The following is a 16,205-nucleotide window of genomic DNA, read 5'->3' on the forward strand; positions in this document are numbered from 1 at the left end:
GCTCTTCACAGCGGGGCGGTCCGGGTTGCCGGGCCCGGCTGTCCGCTCCTCGGCTCGCCGGCTCGGACTTTGGGGCGCGCAAGTCACATACGTCCGCTCAGTTCACATCAATCACGCCCAGCGCGCGAGGCGCGCGCCCAGCGCCTGGGACGTGTGACCGGCAGGAATGGCCGTGTATCGGACAGAGTCATTCACGGCGCCGATCAGACTGTGAACGCGGCCGCCGGCAGAACGGTGAATGCCCGGCAAAGAAGGGTAACACCCTGACGGTCCAGGAGAATTAGTGCTTCTCTGCTGCTGAATCTCCAGCCGGAATCATTCCTTCCATGGTCGGCCGCGCCAAGGACCGCAGCACAGTCGCCGACGGCTCGTCAGCGGCGGATTCTGATGCTGCCCGGCCGGCGCGCACGGAGTCGAAACGGGGAGCCGAGCATGCTCACCACACTGCAGACCTCCTACACGGACACCCGCGCCGGTGACCTGGCCTGGCGCCTGGGCGGCGACCCGCTGCCCGCGCTCGCCGTACGCGACCTTCACCTGGACGGCCCGGGCGGCCGGGAGGGCGGACACGCCCAGGACGGACCGGACGGACCGGACGGCCGGGCGGGCCAGGGCGCCTCCACCAGACGGACCGGCGGGACGCTGCAGCTTCGCCTGCTCGGCGCCTCGCACCAGGTGGTCCTGGCGGCCGGACCGGGCGAGTGCCTGGAGACCGTCGCCTGCATGCCCGGGCACCGCACCCCGCTCCCGGCGCGGGTGGCCAAGCAAGTGGCGGGCTGGGAGTACGAGTTCGCGGCCCGGATCGAGGAACTGTCGCCGCACATCTTCGCCGCCCGGGCCCAGGAGCTGCTGGCCCTGGTCGAGGGGCACCCCCGGGCCCTGGCCGGGGTCTTCCCCGGCGACCCGAGCGCCTTCACCGCCCTGATGGCCCAGGGCGACCAGCACCGCGTGCTGTGGCGGACCTGGCACGCGTACCCGCAGGAGGGCCGGCTGGTCTGTACCCGCTCCTCCCTGGTGGTGCGGAGTCTCCCACCGGGTACGGCCGGTCACACCGGCGCATCGGACGGGTAACCCGTGCCGGTGAAGCGTCAACTCCGCGTGCGGCGTTGTCCGTCGAATGGGCGCAGCCCCGGACGCGGTACGTCGCCTAGCGTTTGTTCATGATCAACCAATCGGCGGGCCCACCGGCGCAGCCGGGCCTCGATTCCGACGACCCTGCCCTGACCGGGCGGATCGAGCCACGGGCGGTCCGCGCCCGGGACGCCATACCGGGCAAGCGGCTGTGCCGGTCCGCCCGGCCGCTGGTGCTGCTCGCCGCGTTCGTCTGCGCGGCGTGCGGCCTGGTCTACGAGCTCGAACTGGTCGCCCTGGGCGGCTACCTGCTCGGCGACTCGATGACCCACACCTCCGTGGTGCTGTCCGTCATGGTCTTCGCGATGGGCGTCGGCTCGCTGCTCGCCAAACGGCTGGCCCGCCGCCCGGCCACCGCCTTCGCGGCGATCGAGTGCGCGCTGGCGCTGGTCGGCGGGCTGTCGGTGCTGGTGCTGTACTCCTGCTGGGCCTGGCTCGACCGGTACGGGGCGACGACGGCCGGACTGGTCGGGATGACCCTGGTGATCGGAGCGCTGATCGGCGCCGAGATCCCGCTGCTGATGACCCTGATCCAGCGGATCCGCCGGGAGGACGCCGGCCGTGCCGCCGCCGACCTGTTCGCCGCCGACTACGTCGGCGCGCTGATCGGCGGGCTGGCCTTCCCGTTCCTGCTGCTGCCCACCTTCGGCCAGGCCACCGGGGCGCTGCTGACCGGCGCGGTGAACGCCCTCGCGGGGGCGGCCGTGGTGCTCTGGCTGTTCCGTGCGGAGCCGCCGCCCCGTGCCCGGCTGCTGCTGTGGACCGGCTGCGGCCTGGTGCTGGCCGCCCTGGCCGCGGCCGCCGCGTGCACCGGTGCGATCGAGCGGGCCGCCCGGCACGCCCTGTACGGCGCCCAGGTCCGCTTCGCCACCCAGAGCCGGTTCCAGGAGATCGTGCTGAGCGGACCCGCCAGGCCCGCCCGCCTGTTCGGTCCCCGAGCGGTCTCCGCGGGCCCGACCGTGGTCGAGGCGGTCGACCGGGTCCCGCCACGGCGCGGCGCGAGCACCTTCCGGAGCGGCCCTTCCGATCCTCCGCTGGAACTCTTCCTGGACGGCCGGCTGGCCGTCTGCGGTCCGGACGAGTACCGGGACCACGAGGCGCTGGTGCACCCGGCGCTGGCCACCGGCCCCACCGGCCGGGTCCTGGTGCTCGGCGGGGACGGGCTGGCGCTGCGGGAGGTGCTGCGGCACGCCCGGGTGCGGTCCGTGGTGGTGGTCGAGCAGGACCCGGCGCTGCCCGCCCTGGTCCGGGCGGACCCGGCGCTGAGCGCGCTCAGCGGGCACGCCTTCGACGACCCCCGGGTGCGGCTGGTCATCGCCGACCCGCTCCGGTGGCTGCGTTCCGACCGGGAGGCGGCCAAGGAGCCCTTCGACGTGATCGTCTCCGACCTGCGCGAGGCCGAGGGGCGGCGCGGCGCGAAATACGCGTCGCTGGAGTTCTACGGCCTGGCCGCTCGCCGGCTGGCGCCGCACGGGCGGCTGGCCGTTCGGACCGGACCGGCCGGCGGGGCGCTGTGGTCGGCCGAGGCGGGGCTGCGGGGGATCGGGCTGTACACCGTCCCGTACCAGGGGGCGGGCGGCGTGCACCACTGCTCCGGCGGACCGCAGTCCGGCCCGGCCTTCGTACTGGCCGGACGGGAGCGGCCCGTGCTGGGGCTCGGCTCGGACGCGCCTGCGCCGCGCTCGCTGACCGCCGACGGGCTGCGGGAGTCCGCCCGGCTGCTGGCCGAGCACCGTCCGCGCGGGGCCGCGCGGCCGAGCACGCTGCTCGGGTGAGACCGGCCGGTCCGGGCCCGCTCGGACCGGCCGCTCCGCCCGGACGGCTTCGCCGGTACCGGCGCCCTGCCGGGCACGTTCCGCGACACCGCTCGCAACGGGGCGGCTGCGCTGCGTGAGCCGGTCGGGCGACCGGGGCGGACCCGGGGCGAAGAACCTGCCCGCAAGCTCTCGACCCGGCCGGACGGGTCGGTAGGCTCGCGGGCATGGAGCATGAGGTTGTCGTCCCGCTGCCGGCCACCGTCGTCCAGCAGGCGATGCAGGATCCGGAACTGCTGGTCCGCTGTGTCCCCGGGCTGGGCACCGACGCCGAGGAGGACGCCGAGACCGGCGCCGCCCCGGACACCGAGAAGAACACCGCCAAGAAGTCCGGCAAGGGCGGTCGGGGCGGTCGGAAGAACGCGGCCAAGAAGGCCCCTCGGTACGCCTTCGGCGACGAGATCGGTGGGCGGCTCCGGCTGCGGATCGGCGGCTCCACCATCACCTACCGGGGTGTGCTCTCCCTGATCGAGGGGCGGGAGGGCGTCCTCACCGCGTTCGCCGAGGGGCAGGAGTCGCGGGGCAGCGGCGAGGCGAGTGCGACCGTCCGGATCGCCGTGTCGGAGAGCGGCGACGAGGACTCCCCGAGCACCACTCTGCGGTTCACCGGTGATCTGAGCGCGAGCGGCCGGCTGGCCGAACTGGACCCCGCCACCCTGGCCGCCGCGGGCCGCCGGCTGCTGGACCGGTTCTCGGCCGCGCTGGCCGCCGAGGCCGCCGGCGAGGAGCCGCCCGGCGCCACCGTCGTCTACCTGGAGGCCCACGCCCCGGGGTTCGGCAGCGACCTGGACGAGGACCTCTCCGATCTGATCCCGTTCTCGGACGAGTCCGTCTTCGCGAAGCCCTCGGAGGAGGCCGCCGCCGAGGAGGCCGCCGCCGAGGAGACCACCGCCGAGGAGACCGCCGCTGCGGAGACCCCCGCTGCGGAGGAGGCATCCGAGGAGGAGGCCGAGGAGGCCGCCGAGACGGAGGAGGCTGCTGAGACGCAGGAGACCGCTGCGGCCGAGACGTCCGAGGTGACCGCCGAGGCGGACGAGACGGACGAGACGGACGAGGGCGCCGAGCCCGAGGTGGCTGAAGCGGCGCAGGAGGCGGACGAGGCCGAGGAAGAGGCAGCGGTCGAGATCCCGGACTCCCCTGCGGATCTCGCCTACGAGTTCGAGCAGGAGTACGAGAACGGCCTCGGCTCGGCGGACGAGCCGCTCACCGGCCCGGTACGCCGGAGCATCGTCGGCCGCTCGGCCGAGGAGGTGGACCACGCCCCGCCGCGCGGCCGGTACGCGCCCGCGCCGCCCGCCCGCAGCGCACGCGCCCGCGCCGCGACCCGCTGGGCCGGTCCGGACGTGACCCCGGTCAGCGGTGGGCCGGTCGGTGACCGCAGCGCGATGCCCTGGGTGATCGGCGGTGGAGTGGCGCTGCTCGGCGGCGCGGTCGTCCTGGTCCGCGCCCTCCGCCGGCGCTGAGACGCCTGTAGCGGGTCGCACTGCCCCGGGGACGCCCGGGGCGGTCACCCGGGGTGCGGGGGCCGAACGCACGGTTCCTCTCGCCCCGGGGCGGTGCGTCCGAAGCGGCGCGCCCGCAGCAGTACGTCCGAAGCGGTGCCCCGCCGCCGCCCGGATGGGCCGCACGGCCCGGCTCGGCGGTCACGCGGGGCGTTCGGGCCTTAGACTGGCTGCTCATGAGCAACGACCGCGACGCCCTGCTGGCGCAGATCAAGGACAAGGCCGTCGTGCACGGCAAGGTCACCCTCTCCTCCGGCCTCGAGGCCGACTACTACGTGGACCTGCGCCGCATCACGCTGGACGCCGAGGCGGCGCCGCTGGTGGGCAAGGTCATGCTGGACGCCACCGCCGACCTGGAGTACGACGCCGTGGGCGGGCTCACCCTGGGTGCCGACCCGGTGGCCGCCTCGATGCTGCACGCCGCCGCCGCCCGCGGCCGCAAGCTGGACGCCTTCGTGGTCCGCAAGGCGGGCAAGGCGCACGGCCTGCAGCGCCGGATCGAGGGCCCGGACGTCAAGGGCCGCCGGGTGCTGGCGGTCGAGGACACCTCCACCACCGGCGGTTCGGTGCTCACCGCCGTCGAGGCGCTGCGCGAGGCCGGTGCCGAGGTGGTCGGCGTCGCGGTGATCGTGGAGCGCGGCGCGGCCCCCGCGATCGAGAAGGCGGGCCTGCCCTACTACACCGCCTACACCCTGGACGACCTGGGCCTGTAAGCGCGCGAGCAGGCGGACCGACACGGCGACGGCCGGTGTTTCACGTGAAACGACGTGAAACACCGGCCGTCGCAGTTGTGCGGGACCGTCCCGCTCAGATCTTGCGGTGGCGGCCGCCACCGGTGCTCACCGGCTCGCCGCCCTCGGCGGCCGGACCGGCCTTCTTCTTCTTGCGCTCGCGCAGCACCTCGAGAATGATCGGCGAGACCGAGATCAGGATGATCAGGGCCATCGCGGGGATCAGGTACTTGTCGATCACCGGCGCCATCGCGTCGCCGAAGAAGTAGCCGATCGCCAGCATGGACTCGGTCCACAGCACACCGCCGACCACGTTCCACACGAAGAAGGTCTTGGCCGACATCTCCAGCGTGCCCGCGACCGGGTTGAGGAAGGTCCGCACGATCGGGATGAATCGCGCCATGACCACGGCCTTCGCCGGGCCGAACTTGTCGAAGTACTCCTCCGCCTTGACCACGTACTCCCGGCGGAAGATCTTCGACTCCGGCTTGTCGAACAGCCTCGGTCCCACCTTGGCGCCGATCAGATGGCCGAGCTGCGCACCGGCGACGGCACAGATGGGCGCGCCGAGGAAGAGCACCGCGGCCGGGAGCCTGGCCCCCTCGCCGAGCACCGAGGAGGCGGCGCTCGAGGCGGCCACTCCGGCCAGGATCAGCAGGGAGTCGCCCGGGAAGAAGAACCCGACCAGCAGGCCTGTCTCCGCGAAGATGATCGCGAGCAGCCCGATGGCACCCAGCGACGAGATCAGCGACTTGGCGTCGAGCACGTTGACGGCTAGCTGGTTCATGGTGTCCACGCGCGCAGGATAGCGTTCCAGGCCGGCGAGGAGCTGAAGGCACCGGTCGCTCCCCGGCCTCCGGCGCCGCGTTCGAAGCCCTTTGTCCCAGGTGGTGGGCCGCTGGGTGACCTCGGGGGACGAGTCTGGGAAGATGGCACAGGTGTCCGCCTCGCGGTCATGGAACCACCCTCGTCCCTCGTACCGCGGTCGGCACCGTCGAACCGGGTACCGGGCCGCAGTGCAGCGTTGCGCCGGCCGGAAGGTGCCTCATCTCGACCCAGGCGTACCGCGTCTCGGACAGTGTCGTCCGGGCGCCCCACACCGACAGGAGCGGATTCGCATGCCCATCGCAACTCCCGAGGTCTACAACGAGATGCTCGACCGGGCCAAGGCGGGCAAGTTCGCCTACCCGGCCATCAACGTCACCTCGTCGCAGACGCTGCACGCCGCCCTGCGCGGTTTCGCCGAGGCCGAGAGCGACGGCATCATCCAGATCTCCACCGGTGGCGCGGAGTTCCTCGGCGGCCAGCACAAGAAGGACATGGTGACCGGCGCGGTCGCGCTCGCCGAGTTCGCGCACATCGTCGCCGCCAAGTACGACATCACCGTCGCGCTGCACACCGACCACTGCCCGAAGGACAAGCTGGACGGCTACGTCCGCCCGCTGCTGGCGATCTCCGCCGAGCGCGTGGCCAAGGGCCAGAACCCGCTCTTCCAGTCGCACATGTGGGACGGCTCCGCCGAGACCCTGAGCGACAACCTGGCCATCGCCCAGGAGCTGCTCGCCCAGGCCGCCGCCGCCAAGATCATCCTTGAGGTCGAGATCACCCCGACCGGTGGCGAGGAGGACGGCGTCTCGCACGAGATCAACGACGAGCTGTACACCACCGTCAACGACACCGTCCGCACCGCCGAGGCCCTGGGCCTGGGCGAGAAGGGCCGCTACCTGCTGGCCGCCTCCTTCGGCAACGTGCACGGCGTCTACAAGCCGGGCAACGTGGTGCTGCGTCCGGAGCTGCTGCGCGAGCTGCAGGACGCGATCGGCAAGCAGTACGGCAAGACCGACCCGTTCGACTTCGTCTTCCACGGCGGCTCCGGCTCCACCACCGAGGAGATCGCCACCGCGCTGGAGAACGGCGTCGTGAAGATGAACCTGGACACCGACACCCAGTACGCCTTCACCCGCCCGGTCGCGGACCACATGTTCAAGAACTACGACGGTGTGCTGAAGGTCGACGGCGAGGTCGGCAAGAAGAGCACCTACGACCCGCGCACCTGGGGCAAGCTCGCCGAGGCGGGCATGGCCGCCCGCGTGCTCGAGGCCGCCCAGCAGCTGCGCTCGGCCGGCAACCGCATCAAGTAGGACCGGCGACCGCATCAGGTAAGGCCGGCAGCCGCATCGAGCAAGGCCGGAGCCCGGCTCACCGGGCTCCGGTACCGGAAGGGGTGCCCTCCGCGACGGCGGAGGGCACCCCTTCGGCACGGTCGGCTACTGCTTGAGCTCGGCGTACGCCTCCGCGCTGCTGTCGCGCAGGAACTGCCAGCAGCGCTCGGCCTCCTCGGTCTCCTTGATCGCATCCGCCGCGCGGGCCAGTCCGGCCAGGCAGCGCAGGAAGCCCCGGTTGCCCCGGTGCTCCCACGGCACCGGGCCGTGGCCCTTCCAGCCGTTGCGGCGCAGCGCGTCCAGGCCCCGGTGGTAACCGGTGCGCGCGTAGGCGTACGACTCCACCACGCGACCGGCGTCGAAGGCGTCGTCGGCGAGCATCGCCCAGGCCAGCGAGAAGGTCGGGAACGCCGCCGCGACCTGGGTCGGGGAGGCCGACTCCTCGCCGAGCATCCGGTACGGCTGCTCGTCCTCGGGCAGCAGGGTCGGTTCCGGTCCGCCGAGCAGGTTCTTGTAGTTGGTCATGGAGTGAAGTCTGCCATCCGTGTCCCACACACGGTCCGGATGCGTTCGAGCACCTTCCGTGGCGCACGCGGTCTTGCGCATCAAGCAGATACGGAGTACGTGGACAGCCCGGCGCACGGCATGCAAGGGTGGTTGGTGCCGTCAACCAGTTGACGTTTTATCACCCTGTCGGGCGACCAGAGAGCGTACGAGTGCGAGCAACTCCGAAGAGCCGGTCCAAGGCGGCCCCGAACCGCCGGCAGGCAAGACGCCGCCGCCAGGCCAAGCGGCGCAGACTGGCTGTTCGGCTCGCACTGCTGGGCGGCGGCCTGGTCGCGGCCGCCGCGCTGGTGATTCCCGGCAGCGGCGGCGGCAAGCCGGCCGCCGGCCCCACCACCCAGGCCCGGGCGGTCCCGTCGATGAGCGAATCCCCCGGCTCCGACAGCTCGGGCGCCCGGGTGGAGACCCCGGGCTCGCCGGCCACCGCGTCCCCGTCCGCACCGGCGTCCTCCCCCTCGTCCTCGCCCTCGGCGGACCCCGGCCCGGCCAAGGGCAAGGGCACCTTCACCACGGCCGCCGCCGACGGGGCCGCCGTCGGACACGGCAACATCCGCCGCTACAAGGTCGAGGTCGAGGACGGGATCGGGATCGACGCCCAGGCCGCCGCCAAGCAGATCCACAACATCCTTTCCGACAAGCGGAGTTGGACCACCAACGGCAAGGACGGCTTCCAGCTGGTGGCCGACGGCAAGTACGACTTCACCATCAAGATCGCCTCACCGGCCACCGTCGACGCGATCTGCGCGACCGGCGGACTGAACACCGGCGGTGAGGTGAACTGCGACGTCGGCCCGCAGGTGGTGGTCAACCTCAAGCGCTGGAACACCGGTTCGCCGCAGTTCACCGGCTCGATCGACGACTACCGCGCCCTGATCATCAATCACGAGGTCGGCCACCGGATCGGCCACGGCCACGAGGGCTGCCCCGGCAAGGGCAAGCTCGCCCCGGCGATGATGCAGCAGATCTACGGCATGAACGGCTGCCTGCCCAACGCCTGGCCGTACACCGCGGACGGCACCTACATCAGCGGCCCGCCGGTGCCGTAGGCCGCGGCGGCTCGGTCGCGGCCCGGGGTCGCGGGGAACCGGGCGGGAGCCTGGCACCTGCGCACCGCTCCGCTCACCCGGCGCCGGGTCGGCACCCCCGGATGTGCCCGTCCGCTCAGAACTCGATCGCCGCGATGCCGTCCGAGGTCCCGATGACCAGCCGGCCGCCGGCCATGGCCAGGGCCCAGACCTGGGAGCCGAGACGCAGGTCCAGGAGCACTCCGGGGCGGCCCGGCGCGGTGATCCGGACCAGTCCGTCGGCCCAGGCGGCGGCGACCAGCAGCCCGGCCGGGGTCTCGGCCAGGGCGACCGCGCCGACCGGGCCGTGTCCGCCCTCCAGCGGTTCGGCCTCCGGCGCCGTGCCGGGGTACCAGAGCCGGACCTTCCCGTCGAAGCCGCCGCCGGCCAGCACCACCCGGCCGGCCGCCAGGGTGCCCGCCAGCGCCGTCACCGGGCCGGTGTGCAGGCGCTCGCTGAGCACCGCGCCGTCCTGGTACCAGTGCACCGAGCCGGCCTCGTCGCCCACCGCCGGAGCCGAGCCGGGCGGTCCGGAGACGACGGTGAGCGCGCTCAGGCCGCTCCCGGCCGCGCCGCGCAGCACGTCCAGCGGTTCTGACACCGCCGGGGGCCGGTCGGCGGCGCTCCCGGGGCCGGGGATCACCTCCACGCCGCCCGAGGCGTCCAGCAGCAGTACCTCGCCCTCGGCGGTGACGGAGAGCGCCCGCAGCGGTTTGGGGTCCGGTGTGTCCACCCGGGCCAGTGGGACACCGGTCTCCGCCTGGACGGTGCGGATCGTGCCGCCCGGGTCGGCGAGCAGCAGCTGGCCCGCGTAGCCGCCCGCGCCGAGGGCCAGCGAGGCGACCGGTCCGGGCCAGCCGATCGAGGAGTTGGGCCACAGTGCCCAGGCGCCGCGCCAGGGCGCGGGGACGGTGGCGAGCCGCTCGGCCGCCCGGTCGTCCAGGCCGATCAGGCGGGTGCGCAGCAGGGCGGCCCGCACCCCGGGGTCGGGTTCGGCGATCAGCGCCGGTCCGGCCACGTCCCAGACGGCCACGACCGGGCCGCCGGCGCCCTCCAGCGCGGTGGTCACCGCGAGCGGTCCCGCATAGGAGAGCAGGGCCGGATCGGCCAGCAGCCCGCCGGCCCCGCCCTCGCGGGTGGTCGCCGCCCACAGCTCGGAGAGCACCTGCTCGTCGGCGGCGGCCGCATCCAGGCCTCCGTCGACCCGGCGGGGCACCCGGGCGGCCAGCTGGGCCAGGCTCTCGGGCGCCTGCGGCCGGGTGCGGCCGAGCGCCGCGCCCGGACTCGGGTACCCGGCCGGGTCGGCATGCAGGCCCGCGCACCAGCGCTGGTAGCGGGCCGGGTCGGTCCACTGCGGCAGGTCGAGGTCGAGCACGGCGGGCTGTTCGACGGCGGTGAAGCCGAGCGCCTCGGGGCTGCCCTCCGGGGCCTCCACGATCAGCCGGACCCGGGGCAGCCGCAGCAGCGGGTCGAGGAGTTCGGCGACCAGCCGGGCGGGGTCGGCGGCCCGGTTGAGGCCGGGGACGCAGACGACCGTACGGCCGCCGCCCTCGGCCAGCGCGGTGAGCAGGTCGCCGGGGGTGTGGGCGAGCACACCGAGCCGATGGCCGAGGGCCCAGACCACGCCGCGCACACTCGCCCCGGCCGCGGGGACCACGGCGTGCAGCCGCCGCCGCTCCGGGGCCTGCTCACCGCCGCAGGCCTGGGCCAGCCACTCCAGCAGATGGGTCTTGCCTGATCCGGGCGAACCCGCGATCCGGCAGAGCCGGGGTGAGCGGTCGTCGTCCAGCCAGCCCAGCAGCGCGGCCCCGGCCGGGCGGCGCCCGGCCCGCAGTGGCGGTATCGCGTGGTCCTGCCCGGTCATGCCCGCTCCCCCTCGTCCGTCCCTGTCCGGCCGGTTGGTGAGCTTACTTGGCCGTCGGCCGGCGGCCGCGCCTCGGACCGCCCGGCGGTCATGGACCGACCGGCGGCAGGGCCCGCGGCGTCGCCCACGCTCCCTGTCGCCGGTCGCTCTCAAGCAGCCGTCAGCCCATGACGGGCAGGAACTCCGCGAGGTCGCTGCGCTCCCCGCTGGCCGAGACGGCGTCGGACTCGACGGCGGTGCCCCAGGCGACGCGTCCGGTGGCGAGGCGGATCCAGTTGAGCGGGTCGGTCTCGACCACGTTCGGCGGGGTGCCCCGGGTGTGCCTGGGCCCGGGCACGGCCTGCACCACGGCGTACGGGGGGATCCTCAACTCCACGGCGCCGCCCGGAACCTGAGCGGCGAAGGAGTCGGCCAGCAGCCGGGTGACGGCGGCCACGGCCTGCCTGGCGTGCGGGAATTCGGCCAGGCCGAGCGCATGGGCGAGATCGTCCGCGTGCACCACGGCCTCGACCAGGCGGGTGACCAGCACGTCGGTCAGCAGCATCGGGCCGAAGGCGGTGGCGAACTTCCTTTCCGGGTCCGATACCTGTGGGTCAGTCAGGGTCTTGAGCAACTCGTCGGCGACCCGGTCGAACTCCCGGGCCACCTCCTCGGGGCTGCCTCCGAAGGCCTCCCGTGCGTGCTCCTCCACCATCGTCTCGACCCGTGCCGCGGCGGTCCTGGTCAGGCCGACCCACTCGACCAGGCCGAGCCGGCTGCCCTCCGGCACCGGGGCGTCAAGGCGCAGGCGCACCACCCCGAGGCCCTGGCCGATGTGCGCGACCAGCTGCCGGACCTCCCAAGTCCCCAGCCTGGTCGGGAGGTTGAGCACGTCATCGGCATCCGGGCGGGCGCAGAGCGAGCGAACCGCGCTGCGCAGCGCCTCGGTCTGCCCGACGAGCGCGGCGCGGACCTTGGCGGGGTCGTACACACGGGTCTTGGTCATGGCCGCAGGCTAACGGAACATGCGCGGGCGGGTTGGCCGAACACAGATGCGGACCGCGCTCCGCCGATCATGCCGGTCACACCGTGGGACGGTCCGTCGTAGGACCGTCCCACGGCGCGTCCGGGAAACAGGGGCGCGGTCTCCCGCGCCCCTGTCCGTCACGCGAGCAGCGCCTCGATCACGCCGGTGTGCGCGTCCGTGAGCTCGGTCAGCGAGACGGTGAACTGGCCCTGGACGTCCAGGGATTCGCCGTCGACCACGCCGATCCGGGTGGCCGGGAGGCCACGCGCACCGCACATGTCGTTGAACCGGACCTCCTCGCTGCGCGGCACCGCGACCACGGCACGCCCCGCCGACTCGGAGAACAGGAACACGAACGGGTCCATGCCCTCGGGCACCACGACCCGGGCGCCGTTGCCGCCCTTGAGGCAGCTCTCCACCAGCGCCATGCCCAGGCCGCCGTCGGAGAGGTCGTGCGCGGCGTCGATCATGCCGTCGCGCGAGGCGGCGATCAGGATCTCGCCGAGCAGCCGCTCGCGCTCCAGGTCCACCTTGGGCGGCAGGCCGCCGAGGTGGTCGTGGACGACCTGCGACCAGGCGGAGCCGCCCAGTTCGTCGGCGGTGTCGCCGAGCAGGTAGAGCAGCTGGCCGCTCTCGCCGAAGCCGACCGGGGTGCGCCGGTTGACGTCGTCGATGACACCGAGCACCGCGACCACGGGGGTCGGGTGGATGGCCGTCTCGCCGGTCTGGTTGTAGAGCGAGACGTTGCCGCCGGTGACCGGGGTGCCGAGCACCTGGCAGGCGTCGGCCAGGCCCCGGGTGGCCTCGGCGAACTGCCACATCACGTCCGGGTCCTCGGGGGAGCCGAAGTTGAGGCAGTCGGAGACCGCGAGCGGCTTGGCACCGCCGGCCGCGACGTTGCGGTACGCCTCGGCGAGGGCCAGCTGGGCTCCGGTGTACGGGTCCAGCTTGGCGTAGCGGCCGTTGCCGTCGGTGGCGAGGGAGACGCCGAGGTTGGTCTCCTCGTCGATCCGGATCATGCCGGAGTCCTCGGGCGAGGCGAGCACGGTGTTGCCGAGCACGAAGCGGTCGTACTGGTCGGTGATCCACGCCTTGGAGGCCTGGTTCGGCGACCCGACGACCTTCAGCAGGTCCGCCTTCAGCGCCTCGCCGTCGGCGGGCCGGGCCAGCCGGGACGCCGTCGGCTCGTCCGCCTGCAGCGCGTCCTGCCAGCTCGGCCGGGCGTAGGGGCGCTGGTAGGTCGGGCCCTCGTGGGCGACGGTGCGCGGCGGTACGTCCACCACCAGCTCGCCGTGCCAGAAGATCTCCAGGCGCTCGCCGTCGGTCACCTCACCGATCACGGTGGCGATGACGTCCCACTTCTCGCAGATCTCCAGGAAGCGCTGGACCTTGTCGGGCTCGACGATCGCGCACATGCGCTCCTGCGACTCGCTCATGAGGATCTCCTCCGGCGAGAGCGTGTGGTCGCGCAGCGGCACGGTGTCCAGCTCGATCCGCATACCGCCCGAACCGGCCGAGGCCAGCTCGCTGGTGGCGCAGGAGAGGCCGGCACCGCCGAGGTCCTGGATGCCCTTCACCAGCTTCTCGGCGAAGATCTCCAGGGTGCACTCGATGAGCAGCTTCTCCTGGAACGGGTCGCCGACCTGGACGGCGGGGCGCTTGGCCGGGCCGGTGGCGTCGAAGGTCTCCGAGGCCAGCACCGAGACACCGCCGATGCCGTCGCCGCCGGTGCGGGCGCCGTAGAGGATGACCTTGTTGCCGGCGCCGGATGCCTGCGCGAGGTGGATGTCCTCGTGCTTCATCACACCGACGCACAGGGCGTTGACCAGCGGGTTGCCCTGGTAGCAGGAGTCGAAGACGACCTCGCCGCCGATGTTGGGCAGGCCCAGGCAGTTGCCGTAGCCGCCGATGCCCGCGACGATCCCGGGCAGCACGCGCCGGGTGTCGGGGTGGTCGGCCGCACCGAAGCGCAGCGGGTCCATCACGGCGACCGGGCGGGCGCCCATCGCCAGGATGTCGCGGACGATGCCGCCGATGCCGGTCGCCGCGCCCTGGTAGGGCTCGATGTACGACGGGTGGTTGTGCGACTCCACCTTGAAGGTGACCGCGTACCCCTGGCCGACGTCCACGACACCGGCGTTCTCGCCGATGCCGACCAGCATCGCGTCGCTGTCGGGCTTCTTCTCGCCGAACTGCTTGAGGTGCACCTTGGAGCTCTTGTACGAGCAGTGCTCCGACCACATGACCGAGTACATCGCCAGCTCGGCGCCGGTGGGGCGGCGGCCGAGGATCTCGCGGATCCGGGCGTACTCGTCTTCCTTCAGACCCAGTTCGGCCCAGGGCTGGGCGGATTCCGGGGTCTGCTCGGCGTTCTTGACGGTGTCGAGAGTCATCAGGTGTTCACCAGCTGCTTCAGGACGGAGGTGAAGAAGCCCAGGCCGTCGGTGCCACCGGTACCGACCAAGGGCTCTACGGCGTGCTCGGGGTGCGGCATCAGGCCCACGACGTTCCCGGCGGCGTTGGTGATGCCGGCAATGTCATTGAGCGAACCGTTCGGGTTGACGTCCAGGTAGCGGAAAACCACCCGGCCCTCGGCCTCAAGCTCGTCGACGGTTCGGGCGTCGGCGGTGTAGCGGCCGTCCATGTTCTTCAGCGGGATGCAAATCTCCTGCCCCGCCTGGTAATCGGACGTCCACGCGGTGCCCGCATTCTCCACACGCAGCTTCTGCTCGCGGCAGATGAAGTGCAGGTGGTTGTTGCGGAGCATCGCGCCCGGCAGCAAGTGGGACTCGGTGAGGACCTGGAAGCCGTTGCAGATGCCGAGGACCGGCATTCCCAGCTTCGCCTGCTCGATGATGCTCTCCATCACCGGCGAGAAGCGGGAGATGGCGCCGGCCCGGAGATAGTCGCCGTAACTGAATCCGCCCGGCAGGACGACGGCGTCGACCTGGTGGAGATCCTTGTCACGGTGCCAGAGGGCGACCGGCTCGGCGCCGGCCAGACGGACCGCGCGCTGGGCGTCGCGGTCGTCGAGAGAGCCGGGGAAAGTGACTACCCCTACGCGGGTGGTCACTTTGCCTCCTCCTCGACGCGGACGGTGAAGTCCTCGATCACGGTGTTGGCCAGAAAGGTCTCGGCGGCTTCGCGGATGCGGGCGAGCGCGGCGTCGTCCACCGGCCCTTCCAGCTCCAGTTCGAAACGCTTGCCCTGGCGGACGTCGGCGATCCCGTCGAAACCGAGACGGGGCAGTGCGCGCTGCACCGCCTGGCCCTGGGGGTCGAGGATCTCCGGCTTGAGCATGACGTCGACTACGACGCGTGCCACTTGCACTCCCGGTGGTGTGGTGCGTGAAGGCGGGGACCTTCAGACTACCGGGGCTTTCGGGTGAGTTTGCCTGCCGGTCGAGGCAACGCGCGTAGACCTACGCCCCTTACGCACCAAGGGTTCCAGAGCTCTCAGTCGCCTCTTCGGCGGCCCTCTTTCGGCGGCTTAAATGTCCCCTGCCAAGCACCCGCGGGAACACCCGAATACCGGCACTCCGGACAGATCGACCACCCGTATCGGGACTATCCGCCAAGCGTGAAGACCGATGAAAATTCGGAAAAAGAAAGCATGGAGGCCTTCGATTTCCGCCCGCTTCGGGTGCAGAATAGGGCGACCGGCAACGGGGAGTCGGGCGTATCGGCATGGGCCGATGCCGTCCGCCTGCTCATCATTCCCAGCCGGTGCACGTGGTCGTCGAGCGCAGCCCGCGCCCGACGGCCGAATTGCCCGAGAGGATTGACGCCCATGGCTCAGCGTGTAGTTGTCACGCTCTCCGACGACCTGGACGGCGGCGCCGCCGCGGAAACCGTCCACTTCGGCGTAGACGGGAAGTCGTACGAGATCGACCTGTCCGTGGACAACGCGGAGAAGCTGCGGGAGGCCCTCGCCCCGTTCGTCGCGGCCGGCCGCCGCCAGAGCCGTACCGGAAAGTCCTTCCGCCGCACGGCGCTCACCCCCGACCCGGCCGCCGTCCGGGCCTGGGCGCAGTCGCGCGGCATGGAGCTGCCCGCTCGCGGCCGCATCCCCAAGCACGTCTACGAGGCTTTCGCCGAGGCCAACTGATCCTGCCGCAGCAGGCCCGTCGCCCCCGCCCCGACCGCACCGGCGGGAAGGGTGGGGCGACCACCCCGAAACATGGGGTAGAGTATTCCTCGTCGCCGCAACGGGGAACCGGAGAGGCGGCTGGTGCACGAGGCGGAAACGCCGAATCGCACCGTGCGGACGTGGCTCAGTTGGTAGAGCATCACCTTGCCAAGGTGAGGGTCGCGAGTTCGAATCTCGTCGTCCGCTCGTAGTACTCTCGCAGTACTCATAATTGAAGA

Annotated in this window: 14 protein-coding genes and 1 tRNA gene; 8 read left to right on the top strand and 7 right to left on the bottom strand. The window is 72.5% G+C overall.

Annotated elements, in window-relative coordinates; all coding sequences use genetic code 11:
- Positions 1-432 precede the first annotated feature (432 nt).
- From ACSMTC_RS18780 to pyrE, 4 genes are all read left to right on the top strand, one after another.
- Positions 433-1,071 (top strand): DUF2617 family protein, encoded by a 639-nt coding sequence (locus tag ACSMTC_RS18780; RefSeq protein WP_436560857.1) that lies wholly within the window; start codon positions 433-435, stop codon positions 1,069-1,071.
- Positions 1,072-1,160: 89 nt separating this feature from the next.
- Positions 1,161-2,906 carry a spermine/spermidine synthase domain-containing protein gene (locus ACSMTC_RS18785; RefSeq protein WP_436560858.1) on the top strand — a complete coding sequence of 582 codons (1,746 nt, stop codon included), beginning with the start codon at positions 1,161-1,163 and terminating at the stop codon, positions 2,904-2,906.
- Between the two features lie 206 nt (positions 2,907-3,112).
- A complete protein-coding gene (locus ACSMTC_RS18790) occupies positions 3,113-4,408 on the top strand; it encodes an SRPBCC family protein (protein ID WP_436560859.1) in 1,296 nt (431 codons plus the stop codon).
- Positions 4,409-4,623: 215 nt separating this feature from the next.
- Positions 4,624-5,160: an orotate phosphoribosyltransferase gene (gene pyrE, locus ACSMTC_RS18795; RefSeq protein ID WP_436560860.1), complete on the top strand. Its 537-nt coding sequence runs from the start codon at positions 4,624-4,626 to the stop codon at positions 5,158-5,160.
- Positions 5,161-5,254: 94 nt separating this feature from the next.
- On the opposite strand, the gene ACSMTC_RS18800 is transcribed toward pyrE, so the two are convergent.
- Positions 5,255-5,965 carry a DedA family protein gene (locus tag ACSMTC_RS18800; protein WP_436564730.1) on the bottom strand — a complete coding sequence of 237 codons (711 nt, stop codon included), beginning with the start codon at positions 5,963-5,965 and terminating at the stop codon, positions 5,255-5,257.
- A 331-nt stretch (positions 5,966-6,296) separates the two neighbouring features.
- Here ACSMTC_RS18800 and fbaA point away from each other — a divergent pair, with 331 nt between their 5' ends.
- A complete protein-coding gene (gene fbaA, locus ACSMTC_RS18805) occupies positions 6,297-7,319 on the top strand; it encodes a class II fructose-bisphosphate aldolase (protein ID WP_436560861.1) in 1,023 nt (340 codons plus the stop codon).
- A gap of 126 nt (positions 7,320-7,445) precedes the next feature.
- On the opposite strand, the gene ACSMTC_RS18810 is transcribed toward fbaA, so the two are convergent.
- Positions 7,446-7,865, bottom strand: coding sequence for a DUF3151 domain-containing protein (locus tag ACSMTC_RS18810; protein ID WP_344639194.1), 420 nt, complete (start codon positions 7,863-7,865; stop codon positions 7,446-7,448).
- Between the two features lie 191 nt (positions 7,866-8,056).
- On the opposite strand from ACSMTC_RS18810, the gene ACSMTC_RS18815 reads away from it, so the two are divergent.
- Entirely contained in the window at positions 8,057-8,950 is an 894-nt protein-coding gene (locus tag ACSMTC_RS18815) for a DUF3152 domain-containing protein (protein ID WP_436560862.1), read from the top strand.
- Between the two features lie 115 nt (positions 8,951-9,065).
- Here ACSMTC_RS18815 and ACSMTC_RS18820 read toward each other — a convergent pair whose 3' ends face one another.
- From ACSMTC_RS18820 to purS, 5 genes are all read right to left on the bottom strand, one after another.
- Entirely contained in the window at positions 9,066-10,832 is a 1,767-nt protein-coding gene (locus ACSMTC_RS18820) for a WD40 repeat domain-containing protein (RefSeq protein ID WP_436560863.1), read from the bottom strand.
- Between the two features lie 160 nt (positions 10,833-10,992).
- Entirely contained in the window at positions 10,993-11,817 is an 825-nt protein-coding gene (locus ACSMTC_RS18825) for a sterol carrier family protein (protein WP_436560864.1), read from the bottom strand.
- A gap of 158 nt (positions 11,818-11,975) precedes the next feature.
- Positions 11,976-14,231, bottom strand: coding sequence for a phosphoribosylformylglycinamidine synthase subunit PurL (gene purL / locus ACSMTC_RS18830; protein WP_436560865.1), 2,256 nt, complete (start codon positions 14,229-14,231; stop codon positions 11,976-11,978).
- The gene (purQ, locus tag ACSMTC_RS18835; protein ID WP_436560866.1) at positions 14,231-14,911 is read right to left on the bottom strand and encodes a phosphoribosylformylglycinamidine synthase subunit PurQ; all 681 of its coding nucleotides are present in this window, start codon (positions 14,909-14,911) and stop codon (positions 14,231-14,233) included. The genes purL and purQ overlap by 1 nt, the downstream gene beginning before the upstream one ends.
- Complete coding sequence (gene purS / locus ACSMTC_RS18840) at positions 14,908-15,162, bottom strand: phosphoribosylformylglycinamidine synthase subunit PurS (RefSeq protein ID WP_436560867.1); 255 nt, start codon at positions 15,160-15,162, stop codon at positions 14,908-14,910. Before purS ends, purQ begins: the two co-directional genes overlap by 4 nt.
- A gap of 465 nt (positions 15,163-15,627) precedes the next feature.
- Between purS and ACSMTC_RS18845 the strand changes: the two genes are divergently transcribed.
- Positions 15,628-15,945 (top strand): histone-like nucleoid-structuring protein Lsr2, encoded by a 318-nt coding sequence (locus ACSMTC_RS18845; protein ID WP_030304494.1) that lies wholly within the window; start codon positions 15,628-15,630, stop codon positions 15,943-15,945.
- 155 nt (positions 15,946-16,100) lie between these two features.
- Positions 16,101-16,173: transfer RNA gene (locus ACSMTC_RS18850), tRNA-Gly, on the top strand.
- The last annotated feature ends 32 nt before the right edge of the window (positions 16,174-16,205 follow it).

Origin of the sequence: Kitasatospora sp. HPM-01-4 (assembly GCF_051374625.1) — a bacterium.
Taxonomy (GTDB): Bacteria; Actinomycetota; Actinomycetes; order Streptomycetales; family Streptomycetaceae; genus Kitasatospora.